Origin of the sequence: Dactylosporangium sp. NPDC005572 (assembly GCF_040605515.1) — a bacterium.
In the GTDB taxonomy this organism is placed as follows: domain Bacteria; phylum Actinomycetota; class Actinomycetes; order Mycobacteriales; family Micromonosporaceae; genus Dactylosporangium.
Map to the genome: position 1 here is coordinate 1 of NZ_JBEXCY010000268.1, position 14,397 is coordinate 14,397.

Annotated in this window: 16 protein-coding genes; 8 read left to right on the top strand and 8 right to left on the bottom strand. The window is 75.0% G+C overall.

What is annotated here, in order from left to right:
• Positions 1 to 338, top strand: a 338-nt coding sequence (locus ABZS66_RS55250; RefSeq protein ID WP_354771937.1) for a transposase, incomplete at its 5' end; no start/stop codon positions are given.
• Positions 335 to 985: a TetR/AcrR family transcriptional regulator gene (locus ABZS66_RS55255; RefSeq protein ID WP_354771939.1), complete on the top strand. Its 651-nt coding sequence runs from the start codon at positions 335 to 337 to the stop codon at positions 983 to 985. The genes ABZS66_RS55250 and ABZS66_RS55255, both read left to right, overlap by 4 nt.
• A gap of 21 nt (positions 986 to 1,006) precedes the next feature.
• Here ABZS66_RS55255 and ABZS66_RS55260 read toward each other — a convergent pair whose 3' ends face one another.
• Both ABZS66_RS55260 and ABZS66_RS55265 read right to left on the bottom strand, forming a co-directional pair.
• Positions 1,007 to 2,845, bottom strand: a complete 1,839-nt coding sequence (locus tag ABZS66_RS55260; RefSeq protein WP_354771941.1) for an ABC transporter ATP-binding protein — start codon at positions 2,843 to 2,845, stop codon at positions 1,007 to 1,009.
• Between the two features lie 150 nt (positions 2,846 to 2,995).
• Positions 2,996 to 3,853: an aminoglycoside phosphotransferase family protein gene (locus ABZS66_RS55265; RefSeq protein WP_354771943.1), complete on the bottom strand. Its 858-nt coding sequence runs from the start codon at positions 3,851 to 3,853 to the stop codon at positions 2,996 to 2,998.
• 297 nt (positions 3,854 to 4,150) lie between these two features.
• On the opposite strand from ABZS66_RS55265, the gene ABZS66_RS55270 reads away from it, so the two are divergent.
• Complete coding sequence (locus ABZS66_RS55270) at positions 4,151 to 4,285, top strand: hypothetical protein (protein ID WP_255779708.1); 135 nt, start codon at positions 4,151 to 4,153, stop codon at positions 4,283 to 4,285.
• On the top strand, positions 4,282 to 5,448 hold the full coding sequence (locus tag ABZS66_RS55275; protein ID WP_354771945.1) for a putative sulfate exporter family transporter: 1,167 nt from the start codon (positions 4,282 to 4,284) through the stop codon (positions 5,446 to 5,448). Before ABZS66_RS55270 ends, ABZS66_RS55275 begins: the two co-directional genes overlap by 4 nt.
• Before the next feature lie 59 nt (positions 5,449 to 5,507).
• Here ABZS66_RS55275 and ABZS66_RS55280 read toward each other — a convergent pair whose 3' ends face one another.
• From ABZS66_RS55280 to ABZS66_RS55300, 5 genes are all read right to left on the bottom strand, one after another.
• Entirely contained in the window at positions 5,508 to 5,909 is a 402-nt protein-coding gene (locus ABZS66_RS55280) for a hypothetical protein (protein ID WP_354771947.1), read from the bottom strand.
• Positions 5,910 to 6,376: 467 nt separating this feature from the next.
• Positions 6,377 to 7,207, bottom strand: coding sequence for a hypothetical protein (locus ABZS66_RS55285; protein WP_354771949.1), 831 nt, complete (start codon positions 7,205 to 7,207; stop codon positions 6,377 to 6,379).
• Between the two features lie 44 nt (positions 7,208 to 7,251).
• Positions 7,252 to 8,679, bottom strand: a complete 1,428-nt coding sequence (locus tag ABZS66_RS55290; RefSeq protein WP_354771951.1) for an MFS transporter — start codon at positions 8,677 to 8,679, stop codon at positions 7,252 to 7,254.
• Positions 8,676 to 9,866, bottom strand: a complete 1,191-nt coding sequence (locus ABZS66_RS55295; protein ID WP_354771953.1) for an LLM class flavin-dependent oxidoreductase — start codon at positions 9,864 to 9,866, stop codon at positions 8,676 to 8,678. The genes ABZS66_RS55290 and ABZS66_RS55295 overlap by 4 nt, the downstream gene beginning before the upstream one ends.
• Positions 9,863 to 11,011: an FAD-dependent oxidoreductase gene (locus ABZS66_RS55300; RefSeq protein WP_354771955.1), complete on the bottom strand. Its 1,149-nt coding sequence runs from the start codon at positions 11,009 to 11,011 to the stop codon at positions 9,863 to 9,865. The genes ABZS66_RS55295 and ABZS66_RS55300 overlap by 4 nt, the downstream gene beginning before the upstream one ends.
• Positions 11,012 to 11,063: 52 nt before the next feature.
• Here ABZS66_RS55300 and ABZS66_RS55305 point away from each other — a divergent pair, with 52 nt between their 5' ends.
• The 3 genes from ABZS66_RS55305 (at position 11,064) to ABZS66_RS55315 (ending at position 13,451) form a co-directional block, all read left to right on the top strand.
• A complete protein-coding gene (locus tag ABZS66_RS55305) occupies positions 11,064 to 11,978 on the top strand; it encodes an aminoglycoside phosphotransferase family protein (RefSeq protein ID WP_354771957.1) in 915 nt (304 codons plus the stop codon).
• A gap of 70 nt (positions 11,979 to 12,048) precedes the next feature.
• A complete protein-coding gene (locus ABZS66_RS55310; RefSeq protein WP_354771959.1) occupies positions 12,049 to 13,074 on the top strand; it encodes a cation diffusion facilitator family transporter in 1,026 nt (341 codons plus the stop codon).
• A 26-nt stretch (positions 13,075 to 13,100) separates the two neighbouring features.
• Positions 13,101 to 13,451 (top strand): metalloregulator ArsR/SmtB family transcription factor, encoded by a 351-nt coding sequence (locus ABZS66_RS55315; RefSeq protein ID WP_354771961.1) that lies wholly within the window; start codon positions 13,101 to 13,103, stop codon positions 13,449 to 13,451.
• A gap of 13 nt (positions 13,452 to 13,464) precedes the next feature.
• On the opposite strand, the gene ABZS66_RS55320 is transcribed toward ABZS66_RS55315, so the two are convergent.
• Complete coding sequence (locus ABZS66_RS55320; RefSeq protein WP_354771963.1) at positions 13,465 to 14,199, bottom strand: HupE/UreJ family protein; 735 nt, start codon at positions 14,197 to 14,199, stop codon at positions 13,465 to 13,467.
• Between ABZS66_RS55320 and ABZS66_RS55325 the strand changes: the two genes are divergently transcribed.
• On the top strand, positions 14,198 to 14,397 hold a 200-nt coding region (locus ABZS66_RS55325), incomplete at its 3' end, for a hypothetical protein (protein WP_354771965.1). The genes ABZS66_RS55320 and ABZS66_RS55325 overlap by 2 nt on opposite strands.

Consider the following 14,397-nt stretch of genomic DNA (forward strand, 5'->3'; position numbering starts at 1 on the left):
ACGTGCGGGCCAAGGCCGGGCTGAACCGGGCCATCCTCAACAAGGGATGGGGCGGCTTCCTGCTCGCCCTGCAACACGCGGCGCGCTACCACGGCGCGACCATCGTCAAGGTCAACCCCGCGTACACATCGCAGACCTGCCACGCCTGCCGGCATGTCGCACCGCAATCCCGCGAGAGCCAAGCGGTCTTCCGGTGTGTCACCTGCGGGCACCAGGCGCACGCCGACGTGAACGCGGCAAAGAACATTCTGGCCGCCGGGCTGGCGGTCACCGGGCGTGGAGACCTCGCCGCTGGGCGGTCTATGAAACGCCAACCACCCGAACAGCTCGCGGCGTGAACACGCCGCGGCCACGGGAATCCCCCGCCATTAGGCGTGGGGAGGAAGTCAAGTCCGCGTCATCGAGTCCGGCCCGGCGCCGCGCCGACGCCCAGCGCAACATCGAGGCGATCCTCGACGCGGCGCTCGTCTGCCTGACCGCCGACCGGCACGCCAGCGTCGCCGACATCGCGCAGCGGGCCGGGGTCGGCCGGATGACCCTGTACGGGCACTTCAGCACGCGCGCCGACCTGCTCGAGGCCGTGTTCGCCCGGCTGCTGGCGCACTGCGAGGACGTGCTCGGCGGGGTGGACCTGGACGGCGACCCGGCCGCGGCGCTGCGCCGGCTGGTCGGCTCGTCGTGGCAGCTGGTCCACCAGTTCCACGCCGTGCGGCAGGCGGCCGAGCTGGAGCTGCCCGAGGAGCGCATCCGCGCCCACCACGACCAGCCGATGCGCCGCGTCGAGGAGCTGATCGCGCGCGGCCGCGACGCCGGCGCGTTCCGCCGCGACCTGCCGACGAGCTGGCTGATCACGGTCGTCTACAGCATCCTGCACGCGGCCGCCGACGACTGCGCCGCCGGTCGGCTCGACACCGACCGGGCGCCGCACGTCATCACCGCCACGCTCCTGTCCGTCCTGGCCGTGCCGACCGGCCCCGGTAGCTGATCGATTCCGGTCAGGGCCCGATCAGTGGCGGTCCGGCACGGTGCCGAGGAAGCCGCCGGACTGCCTCGACCACAGCTCGGCGTAGAGGCCGCCGCGGTCGAGCAGCTCGGCGTGGGTGCCCTGCTCGGCGATCCGGCCGGCGTCGAGGACCACGATCCGGTCGAGGTGCGCGATCGTGGACAGCCGGTGCGCGATCGCGATCACCGTCCGGCCGGCCATCACCTCGGCGAGCGTGTCGTGGATCGCCGCCTCGGCCTCCGAGTCGAGCGCGGACGTTGCCTCGTCCAGGACCAGGATCGGGGCGTCGCGGTAGAACGCGCGGGCCAGCGCGATCCGCTGCCGCTGGCCGCCGGACAGGCGCACGCCGCGCTCGCCGACGTGCGCGTCGAGGCCGGTGCGGCCGTCCGCGTCGCGCAGCGCGGCGACGAAGCCGCCCGCCGATGCCCGCCGTACCGCCGCGTCGACCCGCGCATCGTCGGACGGTCCGGGGCCGGCGATGTTCTCGCGGACCGAGCGGTGCAGGAGCGTGGCCTCCTGGGCCACCATGGCGATCTGGCCGCGCAGGCTCTCCTGGGTCACGTCGGTGATGTCGGTGCCGTCGATCGTGATCGTGCCGGCCTCCGCGTCGTGGAACCGCAGCAGCAGGCCGACGAGCGTCGACTTGCCCGCGCCGGAGCGCCCGACGATCCCGACCCGCTCGCCGGCCGCCACGTCGAGGCTGAGCCGGTCCAGGCCGCCCGCGCTCCGGCCGTAGTGGTGGCTGACCCGGGCGAAGCCGATCGCGCCGCCGCGCACCCGCAGCTCGGCCGCGCCGGGCCGGTCGGCGACGGCGAGGGGCTGCGCGACGGTCCGCAGCGCCCGCCGCAGGACGCCGACCGACCCGAACAGTGACGACACGGCGTCCAGCAGCCACTCGGCCATCGCGGTGATGCGGAAGCTGAGCGCCAGGGCGGCCGCGACGAGCCCGAGGGGTGCGGCGTCGGTGCGCCAGAGCGCGATGCCGTAGCCGGTGAGCCCGACGAGCAGCGCGCTGCCGAGCGCCATCATCGTGCTGTTGATGGTGACCTCGACCCGCTGCAGGTCCAGGTGCGCCCGCCGGGCCCGGGCGAAGACCCGGCGGTCGTGCTCGGTGCGGGCGTCCGGGCCGCCGAGCAGGGCGAGCGTGTCGACGTTGGCGTACGCGTCGACGAGCAGGCCGGTCAGCGCCGACTCGGCGTCCTGGAGGCGCTCCGCCGCGCGCCGGTACCGGGGCACCGCCCAGCGCATGAGCAGCGCATAGGCGACGATCCAGCCGCCGAGCGGGAGCAGCAGGCGGGGGTCGATCGCCGACATCAGCCACACGGAGCCGGCGATGTAGGCGACGACGTACAGCAGGGTGTGGATGACCGCGTAGGCGGCGGTGCCGGCGGCGTCGCCGCCGTCGCGGACCCAGGTGGCGATGCGGCCGGCGAGGTCGTCGCGGAACCAGCCGACGGACTGCCGGGAGACGTGCCGGTGGGCCCGCCAGCGGGCGAGCGGCCGGGCGTTGGCCCGGAATGCGATGTCGTCCAGCGCCTCACTGAGCAGGTTGAGCGCCGGCCGGACGAGCAGGACGAGCGCGGCGACGGCGAGCAGCTCGGTGCCATGGGCCGCCCAGAGCGTGTCCGGGCGGCCGGCGGCGAGGGTGTCGACCAGCCGACCGGCATAGCCGATCAGCCACACCTCGATCGCGGCGCACAGGACCGTGGTGGCGGCGGCCGCGGCTACGACGGGCCGGAGCGGGCGGAGCTCCTGCAGCAGGAACCGCCGCACGTCGGCGGCGGGAGCGCGGTCATGACCGGACGGGAACGGGTCGACCGGGTTCTCGAACAGACGGAACACGAAGCGCCTTTCCGGCGGTGGAGACGGATGGGGTACCGGAGAAACCGCCGGGCGTCCTCATGACCGATCTCCTCTTCGTGCCGGATGAACGTCGGTGCTCGTCGCGAGCCCAGGCGAGCCCAGGCGAGGCCGCGCGGCCGATCAACGTGGTTACAGCCGGGCGAGCGCGGCCCGGAGGAAGGCGTCGCGCCGGTCCGCGGCGTGGCGGCTGTAGGACCCGGTGGGTGTGTTGAGGGCGGCCACGGCGTCCCAGTACGCGACGTCGTCGGCCCGCGCGCCGCCGGCCCGTTCCCAGCCCCGCAGCACGTGTCCGGGTGCGTCGTCGTCGTAGAGGATCGCGACCTGCTTGCGCAGCTCGCCGAGGTCCACGCCGGGGTTGCCGGCGCCGGCGGTCTTCCAGTCGATGAGGGCGTGCACCGCGCCGCCGCCGACCACCGTGTTGCCGGGCCACACGTCACCGTGGACGAAGACGACCGGCCCCGGTGGCGGCGTGATCGCCTGGACCAGCTCGTCGGCCAGTTCGAGCAGTGCGGTGGTCGGCATCCGGCCGGCCCGGCGGTCTGCGGCGAAGTCGTCGACCGCGATGGGCCGGGGCCGCCACGGCAGGTGCGGCTGCGGCGCCAGGGTCACGGTGTGGACCCGGGCGACGGCGGCGCCGGCCGCCAGGAGCAGCTCGGCGGAGGGTGTCGCCGGCCAGGTGCTCGAACCGGGCACGACGGTCTCCAGGCTCGCCGGTGTCCCGGCCGTGCGTCCGTCGGGATCGGCCGCGACCAGCCGGGGAGCGGGCAGGCCGTGCCGCTCGGCGACGGTCAGCGCGGCCGCGTTCGTCGCGATCTGCTCGGCCGTGATCCGGCTGCTCGGACACCGCAGGACCAGCGAGGACGTCGCACCGCCGGGTGCCGTCACGTCGATCCACCACGGGCTTTCCCCGCCGTGCAGCGACCGGATCGCACCGACCGTCATCCGGCCGTCCAGCTGTGCCGTGAGCCAGGCGAGCAGTTCCCGCACCGGACGACTGTGATCCAGGTCCGGGTACCTGTCAAGCATGAACATACTCAACAGGTGGGATTTATAGGCTACTCCATTGACGGTCCCGCATGTGGGTGGTGGAATCACGCTGTGGCCGCCTACCCGTTGCTGACGAGGCGCCGCTACGTGGACTTCGGCCGCGTCGCGGCCAGCGTCTGTCCACTCTGGAGCTGACTGCCCGGTCCTCCCCGGACCCGGGCGCCGCCACCCTCCCCTCCGTCCACTTCGGACATCCGTACCCCCAGCGTGCCCACCGGCGCGCCGAAGGAGCCTGCCATGAGCGACGATCCCGCGCCTCCCCCCACCCGGTCCGGCCCGCGCATCAGCGAGGACTGGGCCGCCACTGTCGTCGGCCTGCTGCTGCTGGTCCTGATCCTGAGCGGCGTCATCACGAAGGGGGTGCTGCAGTGACCACCGCCGAGGAGACCCCCGGCACCGCCGCCGCCGCCGCCGAGGAGACGCCGCGCAACGAGACCGATGCCGTCGCGCCCGCCGCGCCGCCGAACCTGGCCTGGATCGGCGTCGGCATCGTGCTCGTCGTGGTGCTGGGCTATGCCACGAAGTACCTCGACAAGAACGTCCCGGCCTGGCTCGCCGACACCGGCCTGGCCCGGATCTCGAAGTCGGTCGAGTACCCGATCTACGCGATCGCGATCGGCCTGCTCGGCAACCTGGTGCTGACCGTCACCGGCCTGCGGGACCGGCTGTCCGGCGGGTTCCGCACCGAGTTCTTCATCAAGACCGGTCTCGTCCTGCTCGGCGCCTCCATCAACCTGTCGCTGCTGGTGACCGCGGCCGGCCCGGCGATCATCCAGGCGCTGCTGCTCATCAGCGGCGTGTTCCTGTTCACCTGGTGGTTCGCCGGGAAGCTCGGCCTGGAGGAGAAGCTGCGCGCGCTGCTCGCCTCCGCGGTGTCGATCTGCGGCGTCAGCGCGGCCATCGCCGCGGCCGGCGCGGTCCGGGCCCGGCGGGAGCAGCTCGCCTACGCCGCGAGCCTCGTCATCGTGTTCGCGCTGCCGTCGATCTTCCTGCTGCCGTACCTCGCCGACGTCCTCGGCCTGTCCGACGCGGTCGCGGGCGCGTGGATCGGCGGCAACATCGACACGACCGCCGCCGTCACCGCCGCGGGCGCGCTCGCCGGCGAGAGCGCGCTCAAGGTGGCCACGATCGTGAAGGTCACCCAGAACGCGCTCATCGGCTTCGTGGCGATCGCGCTGACCGCGTACTTCGCGTTCAAGGTCGAGCGCTCCGAGTCCGCGCAGCGGCCCGGCGCCATCGAGCTGTGGCGCCGGTTCCCGAAGTTCGTGCTCGGATTCGTGGCGGCGTCGATCATCGGCACCTGGTACGCGAAGACCGCCGCCGCCGCGGACAACACGGCCGCCCAGGCGGTGGCCACGAACCTGCGGACCTGGTTCCTGATCTTCGCGTTCGTGAGCATCGGCCTGGAGTTCCGGGTCAGGTCGCTGCGCGAGGCGGGCTGGCGCCCGGTCGCCGTGTTCGCGGCCGCCACCGTCGTCAACATCGTGCTCGCCCTCGCGCTGGCGTCGCTGCTGTTCGCGAACTTCACGGTCTGACCGCTCGCGGGCAGGCCGCCGGCCTGCCCGCGGGCAACGGCGTACGGTGCCCCACTCAGTCAGAACCGCAGCCGGGAGCGCCGGCCCAGGACGGCCGCGACGGCGACCACGGGGGCCGCCAGGGCCGCCAGCGCCACCCACGGCGACGTCAGGACGGCGAGCTCACGCTCGACGGCGATGGCCAGCGTCGCCGCGCCGATCACCAACGGTGCCCGCTGCCCGCGGCTGAGGCCCACCGCGACGACGGCGACCGCCCCGGCGGCCAGGAGCGCCCGCCGGGCCGGTGTGTCGCCGCCGACGAAGGTCAGCAGCAGCGGCGGGCCGAGCCCGGCGAGCAGGCCCACGCCGTAGGCGTACCAGCTGCCGCGGTCGGGGCGGCGGCGCAGCTCGAGGGTGCCGCCGCCCAGGGCCAGCAGCGCGACCGGCACGCTCAGCGCCTCGACCGGGAGCCGGCCGGCCACGACACCGCGGCTCGCCGAGCACCACCAGTTGCCGATGCGGCAGCGCCCGGTACGTCGCCACGATCGCGTCGACCTCGCCGGATGCCGGCAGGCCCGCGCCGCGGACCGTCACCCAGCCCAGGTTCAGCGGCGCCGGACGCCGGACCCAGCGCAGCGCCGCCTGCTCCGACCACTGCCGGCGCACCCGGCGCCGGACCGTCTCGACCTCGTCCCCGGCCCGGCCGGCGGCCCGCTCGGCCCGGGCGGCGCCGCGCTGGAGGACGGCGAACGTCACGACCAGCACCGCCGTCGCCACCCACAGCCCGCGGGCGAGCCACACGGACTTCACGACCACGGTGTTCACCGCCAGGCCGCTGACGACGCCGACGAACCCGGAACCGACCCCCGTGATGAGCGCGCGCCAGCTGTCCCGACCGATCGCCACGGCATCATCATCGAGGCGTGGCCGTACCGGTCACAAGCACGCGCTAGTACCCCGACAGCGATGCGGGCGCGTTGGCCAGCACCGCGGCCGCGGCGACGGTCGCCGTGACGGCCACCGCGGCGACCACGCCCCAGCCGGGCCGGACCGTGTCGCCGAGGGCCAGGACGCCGACGACCGACGGGGCGAGCACCTCCACGATCCACAGCACGGCCGTCACCGGGCCCACGTCGCCGTGCTCCAGCGCGTCCGCGTAGAGGAGCATGCCGGTCAGGCCGTACGCCGCCAGCGCCCAGACGAGCGGCTCGCTCGCGAGCTCCGGCAGGCCGCGGAGCGGATCGGCGGGCAGGGTGGCCGCGCGGGCGCACAGCGCGGCGCCGCCGAACGCGAGACCGGCCAGCGCCGCGTTCAGGGCCGGCCGGCCCCAGCGGGTGCCGGCCCAGCCGGCGAGGGCCACCGGGATCGCGGTCAGGGCGAGCCCGAGGCGCACCGCCCCGGCCGGCCGGGCCTCGTCCTGCGGGCCGGCCGCCGCGGCCAGCGCGACGAGCGCCGCGACGGTGACCGCGACCGCGGCCACGTCGACCGGGCGCAGCCGGGCCGACAGCCGGAGCCGGGCCACCACGACGGTCACCGCGAGCGAGCCGGCCAGGACCGCCTGCACCTGGTACACCGGCAGCGTGCGCAGCGCGACGAGCGAGGCCAGCCAGGCCAGCAGGTCCAGCGCGATACCGCCGAGGTACGCCGGCGCACGCAGCGTCTGCAGCAGGCCGGTGGCGCGCCGTGCGCCGGCTGCCTGCAGTACCGACGCCACACCGTATCCGGCGGCGGCCGCGGCGGCGAAGGCCAGCGCCGCCGCCGGCCCGAGGTGCTGACCCATGTGCGTGGGGATCTACCCCGCCGCACGGATTTACACCTGCGGCCTCAGCCCGGCGCCGGCGACGTCCGCAGCGCTCGGCTGAACGACAGCGCGCACGCCGCCAGGACCAGGCCGCAGCAGATGAGCAGCCCGTGCCGCAGCCCGCCGGCGGTGACGGTCCGCAGGTCCGTGCCGAGCACGACCCCCGTCACGAGGGCGACGCAGAAGGTCGCCGACAGTCGCTGGGTCAGCTGGAGGAGGGCGGCCGCGACGCCGTGGTGGGTCGGCGGGGCGAAGCTCAGCGTCACGGCCCGCAGCGGCGGTTCGAGCAGGGCCGAGGCGACGCTGATGACGATCTCGATCCCGATGATCGCGGCGGCGAGGCCCGTCGGGGCGATCGCGACCAGTGCTGCCGTCCCGGCGACCTGGATGGCGAGCGCGACCGGCAGGGTCCGCGCGCCGAGCCGGCCGTAGAGCCGTGAGCTGGCCGACGACGCGGCGATGCGGGCGAGCGCGCCCGGGATCAGGGCGGCGGCGACCACCAGGGGGCTCCAGCCGAGGCCCTGCAGCAGGTAGATCGTCAGCACGGTGGAGTGCGCCAGCACGCCGCCGAACCACAGCAGCGCGACCAGGTTGCCCACCACGAAGCCGCGCGAGGTCATCAGGGCCGGGACGAACAGGGGCGTGCGGCCCCGGGCGGCGTAGCGACGCTCCCAGGCGGCGGTCGCCACCGCCAGGACCGCGCACGCGCCGACGATGCCCCAGAGCCGGCCGCCGTCGATGCCGGGGTCGATGACGGGCACGGTGACCATCACGACGAACGCCCCGACCAGGACGATCGCCGGGACGTCGAGGTCGGCCCGCCGGCCCTCCCGCGCCCGGTGCGGGACGAACCGGGTCGTCAGCAGGAGCGTGGCGACGACGAACGGCAGGTTGAGGGCCAGCACGGCGCGCCAGGCGAGGTGGCCGGGGAGCACCGAGAGCACGAGGCCGGCGCCGAGCGGCCCCACCACGGCCGCCGCGGCGCCGGCGGCACTGTACGCGGCGAGCGCACGGACCCGCCGCAGGCCGGTGAACCGGTCCTGGATGATCCCGAGCACCTGGGCGCTGATCAGCCCGGCACCGAGGCCCTGGACGGCGCGGCCGGCGACCGCCCACCAGATGCCGGGCGCGGCGGCCGAGCCGAGCGCGCCGGCGGCGAAGAGCGCGAGCCCGAGGACGAACAGGGTCCGCCGGCCGAGCGCGTCACCGAGCCGCCCGCCGGGGACGAGGCCGAGGCCGAACGTCAGCGAGTACACGGACAGGAACCACTGGATCCCGCTGGTCGGCGCGGCCAGCTCGGTACCGAGCAGCGGCACCGCGTAGGTCACGACCACCGAGTCGAGCAGCGTCGCGAACCCGGCGCCCGCGCAGCAGGCCAGCACACCGAGCTCGGCCTGGCGCGCCCCGGTGGCCCCGGTCGAGCGGACGCCGGGGTTCGCTGCCGCCGTCACTGCCGGCTCGTCCCGAGGTTGCCGCGCCGGGCCCACTCCTCGGCCAGGAGCAGGTAGGAGCGCACCCGGTCCGCGTGGTCGTGGGTGATCGTGGTGATCGCCAGCTCGTCGGCGCCGGTCGCGTCGCGCAGCTGCTCGAGCTTGTCCGCCACCGTCCGCGGCGACCCGACGAGCTGCGTGTCGACCCGGTCCCGGACGAGGTCGCGGTCCTCCTCGCTCCACTCGTGCCGGGCGGCCTCCTGCGGCGTCGGGAACGGGATCGCGCCCGCGCCCGACCGGATGCTGCGCACCCACAGGGCGTAGCCGGACGCGAGCCGGGCCGCCTCCTCGTCGGTTCCGCCGACCACGACGTCCGCGGAGACCGAGATGTGCGGCCGGTCGAGCTCCGCCGACGGGCGGAACGCCGCCCGGTACGCCTCCACCGCGTCGATGACCGTGCTCGGGCTGTGGTGGTAGCTGGCCGCGAACCGCAGGCCCCGCTCGCCGGCCACGGCCGCGCTGGAGCCGCCCGACGCGCCGAGGATCCACACCTGGACCGCGGCCCCCTCGCCCGGGAACGCGCGGACCGCCACGCCGGCGGGGGAGACGTACGTGCCGGCCAGGAAGGCGAGGATGTCGGCGATCTGGGCGGCGTAGTCGGGCGTGTAGGCGCCGGGCTGCTGCAGCAGGTCGAGCTGCGTGGCGATCTTCGTGCCCGAGGTGGCCAGGAGCTTGCCGAAGTCGTACTGCCTGGGCAGCAGCAGCCCGTTGTCGGTGCGCTGCTCGGCGGCGTGGTCCGCGCCGCCCCGGTCGGCGGTGTAGGCCGCGGCGGCGACCGCGAAGGCCTCGCCGTTCGCGGACGGCTGCCGGCGGCCGATCGAGCGGCCCAGGCCGAGGTCGAGCCGGCCCGGGTGGACGGCGTCGAGCAGCCCGAACTCCTCGACGGTGGCGAGCGGCTGGCGGTGGCCGAGCTGGACGCCGGCGGATCCCACCCGGATCGTGCTGGTGGCGCCGGCGACCAGCGCGATCGAGACGGCCGGGGACGCGCCGACCACCCCGGGGTTGAGGTGGTGCTCGGCGAACCAGTACCGCGCATAGCCGAAGCGTTCGGCCTGCCGGGCGAGGTCGACGGCGTTGCGCACCGCGTTGGCGACCGTGTCGCCGCTGCTGATCGGGATGAGGTCCAGAACGGCCAGAGGTGTGCTCATGTGACTCCTTGTCGGTCAGTGTGTCGGTCGATGTGCCGGTCGAATCCGAACCGCCGGTCGGGGCGGGGGCCGTCGAGGGCGAGGTCGGCGAGCACCCGCCCGATCGCGGGCGTGAACTTGAACCCGTGACCCGAGAACCCGGTGGCCACGACCACGGGCCCGTGCCGGTCCAGGACGAAGTTCGCGTCCGGTGTGGTCGTGTACGTGCAGCTGATCGGCGCGAACACGTCGGCGTCGACGCCGGGCAGCCACCGGCGGGCGTACGCCCGCAGCGCGGCGAGCTGCCCGGGCTCGGGCGTGAAGTCGCGGCGGTCGGGATCGACCTCGGGCCCGACGCCGTGGAAGCCGACCTTGATGCCCTCGCCCGGCGTGGCCAGGCCGTAGACGCCGCCGTAGAAGGCGTCCGCCAGCCGGTGGCCGAAGCTCGGCCAGTCGTCTCCGGGCACCCGGGCGGCGAAGTGGGCGGGCTGCTCCTGGGTGACCCGCAGCGGCGGCAGCGGGGCGAGCCGCCCGACGAGCCGGTCCGCCCACGCGTTGACCGCCGCCACGATCCGCCGGGCGCGGTAGCTGCCGCCGTCGGTGTGGACGAGCACGGCGTCCTCGCCGAGCACCTCGATCGACGTGACGGGGGTCGAGTGCCGCACGACCGCGCCGGACCGCACGGCGGCGGCCTGCAGGGCGGCGACCGACCGGTCGGCGTGCAGGCGCCCGCTGTCGGGGTGGAACAGCACCCGGGTGTCGAACCGGATCCCGGGCCAGCGCTCGGCCGCCTCCCGCGGCGTCAGCCAGTGGTGGGCCACCCCGGCGGCGGCGAGCCCGGCGGCGAGCCCGTCCAGGTCGGGATGGTCGCCGTGGTCGGCGCCGCCGGTCACCGTGAGCAGGTGCTCGCCGGTGAGCTGCTCCAGCTCCCGCCAGCCCTCCCGGGCCTCCCGCGCGAGCGCGATGTGCACCGGGTCGGGGTACGAGAGCCGGAAGATCCGCGACGCGCCGTGCGATGCTCCGTTGGTGTGTCCCGCCGCGAACCGCTCCAGCAGCACCACGTCGACGCCCCGCCGGGCGAGCTGCCAGGCCGCGGCCGACCCCATCGCCCCGCCGCCGGCCACGACGACGTCGGTGCGTTCGGTGGTACCGGATGTGCCGCCCATCGCCTCAGCCCCGGAGCCGGGCGGCGTCGTCTACTAATCCCATAGGAATAATGTGTATCATGAACCACTGCGGGACTGGTTGGCGTGCGTCGCGCTGCCCGGGCGGCGGATCACCGGCGAGCGTTCCCTGACCGGCGGGTACAGCAACGACAACACCCTGCTCACCACGGCGGACGGCGGCGCGTACGTGCTGCGGCGGTACCGGCGCGCCAACGCCTGCCCGGTCGAGGCCGCCCTGGCCCGCCGCCTGGCCGGCGTCGTCCCGGTCGCCGAGGTGGTCGCCGCCGACGAGACCGGGGCGGACGCCGGCGAGCCGGTTTTGCTGTCGGTGTACGTGCCCGGCCGCCCGCTGAGCGAGCTGCTGTCCGGGGCGGACGCGGCCGGCCTCGGCCGCGCGGCCGGCGCCACCCTGGCCCGCGTCGGCGCGGTGACGTTCCCCACGCCGGGCTTCTTCGTCGACGGTCGCCTCGACCCCGATCCGGCCGAGCCGGCCGCCGGCCTGGACGCCTTCGTCGACCGCTGCCTGCGCGAGGGCAACGCGACCGGCGACGTCACCGGCCAGCTCACCGGCGCCGAACAGCGCTCGCTGCGCCGCCTCGCCGCGCGGATGGCGCCGGAGCTGGCCGTGCTGCACGGCAGCCGGCAGCTGGTGCACGGCGACTACAACCCGAAGAACCTGCTCGCCGCGGGTGGGCGGGTCGTGGCCGTGCTCGACTGGGAGTTCGCGTTCAGCAGCTCCCCGCTGTACGACGTCGGCAACATGCTGCGCGACCCGCGCCCCGACGGCTTCGCGGAGGCGTTCGTGGCGGGCTTCCGCGACGGCGGCGGCGACCTGCCGGGCGACTGGCGCCGCCTGAGCCGGGCGCTGGACCTGTACTCGCTCGCCGACCTGCTGACCCGGCCGCCCGGGCACCGGTACCTCGCCCGCGCGGTCGAGCGGCTCCGGGAGATCGCCGGCGGCGGGTGAGGTTCGCAATTGCCGCGGGTTGGCAGTTGCAGCGTTGTCGCGTGCGTACATGAGCACATATCATGGGGCGATGAGCGACAAGCACGCGCACCACCACGACCACGGGCACGACGGTCGCTCGGGCTGGGCGGCCCGGCGGCACCGCCTCGGGCACCTGCTGACGCCCCACTCGCACGACGCGGCAGACAAGGTGGACCCCGCGATGGAGTCGTCGCGGGACGGCATGCGGGCGCTGTGGATCTCGCTGCTCGTGCTCGGCGCGACCGCCGCGCTGCAGGTGGTCGTCGTCGTCCTGTCCGGCTCGGTGGCGCTGCTCGGCGACACGCTGCACAACGTCGCCGACGCGCTCACCGCGGTACCCCTCGGCATCGCGTTCCTCCTCGGCCGGCGCGTGGCGAACCGGCGCTACACCTACGGCTACGGCCGCGCCGAGGACCTCGCCGGCATCTTCATCGTGCTCACCATCGCCGCGTCCGCCGGGTTCGCCGCGTACGAGGCGGTCGACCGGCTGCTGCACCCGGCCGACGTGACGCACCTGTCCTGGGTGGCCGCGGCCGGCGTGATCGGGTTCGTCGGCAACGAGGTCGTCGCGCGGTACCGCATCCTCGTCGGCCGCCGGATCGGCTCGGCGGCCCTCGTCGCCGACGGCCTGCACGCCCGCACCGACGGGTTCACCTCCCTCGCCGTGCTCCTCGGCGCCGGCGGCGTCGCGCTGGGCTGGCGGTGGGCCGACCCGGTCGTCGGGCTGGCCATCACCGCCGCCATCCTCTTCGTCCTCAAGGACGCGGCCCGGGAGGTGTACCGCCGGCTGATGGACTCCGTCGACCCCGCGCTGGTCGACACGGCGGAGCGGACCCTCGCCGGCACTCCCGGCGTGCGCGGTGTCGCGGCGCTGCGGATGCGCTGGATCGGCCACCGCCTGCACGCCGAGACCGACCTGCTGGTGGCCGACACGCTCTCGGTCGTGCAGGCGCACGCCATCGCGGTGGAGGCCGAGCACCGGCTGCTGCACGCCGTCCCGCGGCTCACCGGCGCCACCATCCACACCGATCCGGACGCTGCCGAGATCCACGCCCCCGTCGCCCACCACCGGTAGCGACGCCCGCAGTACAATGGGTGCTTATGTATGCACGCGGCGACACTGTGACGGGTGGTGACGGCGCGCCCACCGACGCGCAGGTCGACGTGGCCGTGACGGCGCTGCGGATGCTGGCCGACCCGACCCGGCTCCGCCTCCTGTGGGCGCTGCGCGACGGTGAGCACGACGTCACCACGCTGACCGCGACCGTCGGCGCCGCCCGGCCGGCCGTGTCGCAGCATCTCGCCAAGCTGCTCCTCGCGGGCCTGGTCAGCACCCGCCGGGACGGCCGGCGGGTGCTCTACCGTGCTGCCGGCGGCCACGTCCGCCGGCTCGTGGCCGAGGCGCTGTACGCGGCCGACCATCACCTGACCGGCGCGCCGGAGCACGACTGACGCCGAGTCCGACCTAGTCCGCGGACCAGGCCTTCGCGGGCGGTGGCTGCAGCTGGCCGGACGCGGCCGGGGCGGGCCGGTTGGCCCGGTCGACGACGACGAGCGTGGCGGCCAGGAGGCCGAGCACGATGATGCCGGCCGACGCGACCCGCTGGGCCCGCTCGGAGGTGAGCCGGGCCGGCAGGTAGCCGGCGATGAGAGCCACCACGACCAGCGCGATGACCTGGCCGCCTTCGATGCCGACGTTGAACGCGACGATCCGCGTGAGGCTGCCGACACCGTGGACGTCGATGTCCTGCAGGCGGGTGGCCAGGCCGAGGCCGTGGATGAGGCCGAAGCCGAGCACCGCGGCGCCGAACAGCCGCCAGTGCAGCTTTGTCTTGGGGCGGGCGAACAGGGCGACGGCGCCGACGAAGACGACGCTGAGCCCGATGACGAGGTCGACCTTGATGGGGCTGACCCGCCACTCGGTGATGGCGGCGGTGATGAGGGTGACGCTGTGGCCGAGGGCGAACAGGGAGACGTAGGCGGCGGCGCGGCGGACGGTGCCGGCGATGAGCGCGACGCCGGCGACGAACAGCAGGTGGTCCCAGCCGAGCAGCATGTGGGTGATGCCGAGCCAGACGAACTCGGGGACGGACCTGCCGGCCGCGCCGTCCACGCCGTGCGCGGACGCGGTGGACGGCAGGAACACGAGCAGGAACACGGGCAGGAGAACAGGCAGGGTCAGCGGTACGAGTCGATGCATGGAAGCCTCTCGCGGGTCTCCGGGCACGGCGAAGCGGCGCCCGGCACGGACGTTGCAGGACCTACGCGGGAACTGCCGACGCCGGCGGGGCGCGGCCCGCCACCCGGAGCATGGACCAGACGGACCCGCCGCCCGCGTCGCCGGGCGGAACCGGCGCAAGGCCGCCCAGCTGGCCGCCGACTACGACGCGCTGGAGGA

Bases quoted from the DNA above. Each gene is read 5' to 3' on its own strand.
- ABZS66_RS55300 (WP_354771955.1), bottom strand. From the start codon at position 11,011: ATGGGCGGCACATCCGGTACCACCGAACGCACCGACGTCGTCGTGGCC.
- ABZS66_RS55315 (WP_354771961.1), top strand. From the start codon at position 13,101: ATGTATGCACGCGGCGACACTGTGACGGGTGGTGACGGCGCGCCCACC.
- ABZS66_RS55310 (WP_354771959.1), top strand. From the start codon at position 12,049: ATGAGCGACAAGCACGCGCACCACCACGACCACGGGCACGACGGTCGC.
- ABZS66_RS55320 (WP_354771963.1), bottom strand. From the start codon at position 14,199: ATGCATCGACTCGTACCGCTGACCCTGCCTGTTCTCCTGCCCGTGTTC.
- ABZS66_RS55295 (WP_354771953.1), bottom strand. From the start codon at position 9,866: ATGAGCACACCTCTGGCCGTTCTGGACCTCATCCCGATCAGCAGCGGC.
- ABZS66_RS55285 (WP_354771949.1), bottom strand. From the start codon at position 7,207: ATGGGTCAGCACCTCGGGCCGGCGGCGGCGCTGGCCTTCGCCGCCGCG.
- ABZS66_RS55270 (WP_255779708.1), top strand. From the start codon at position 4,151: ATGAGCGACGATCCCGCGCCTCCCCCCACCCGGTCCGGCCCGCGCATC.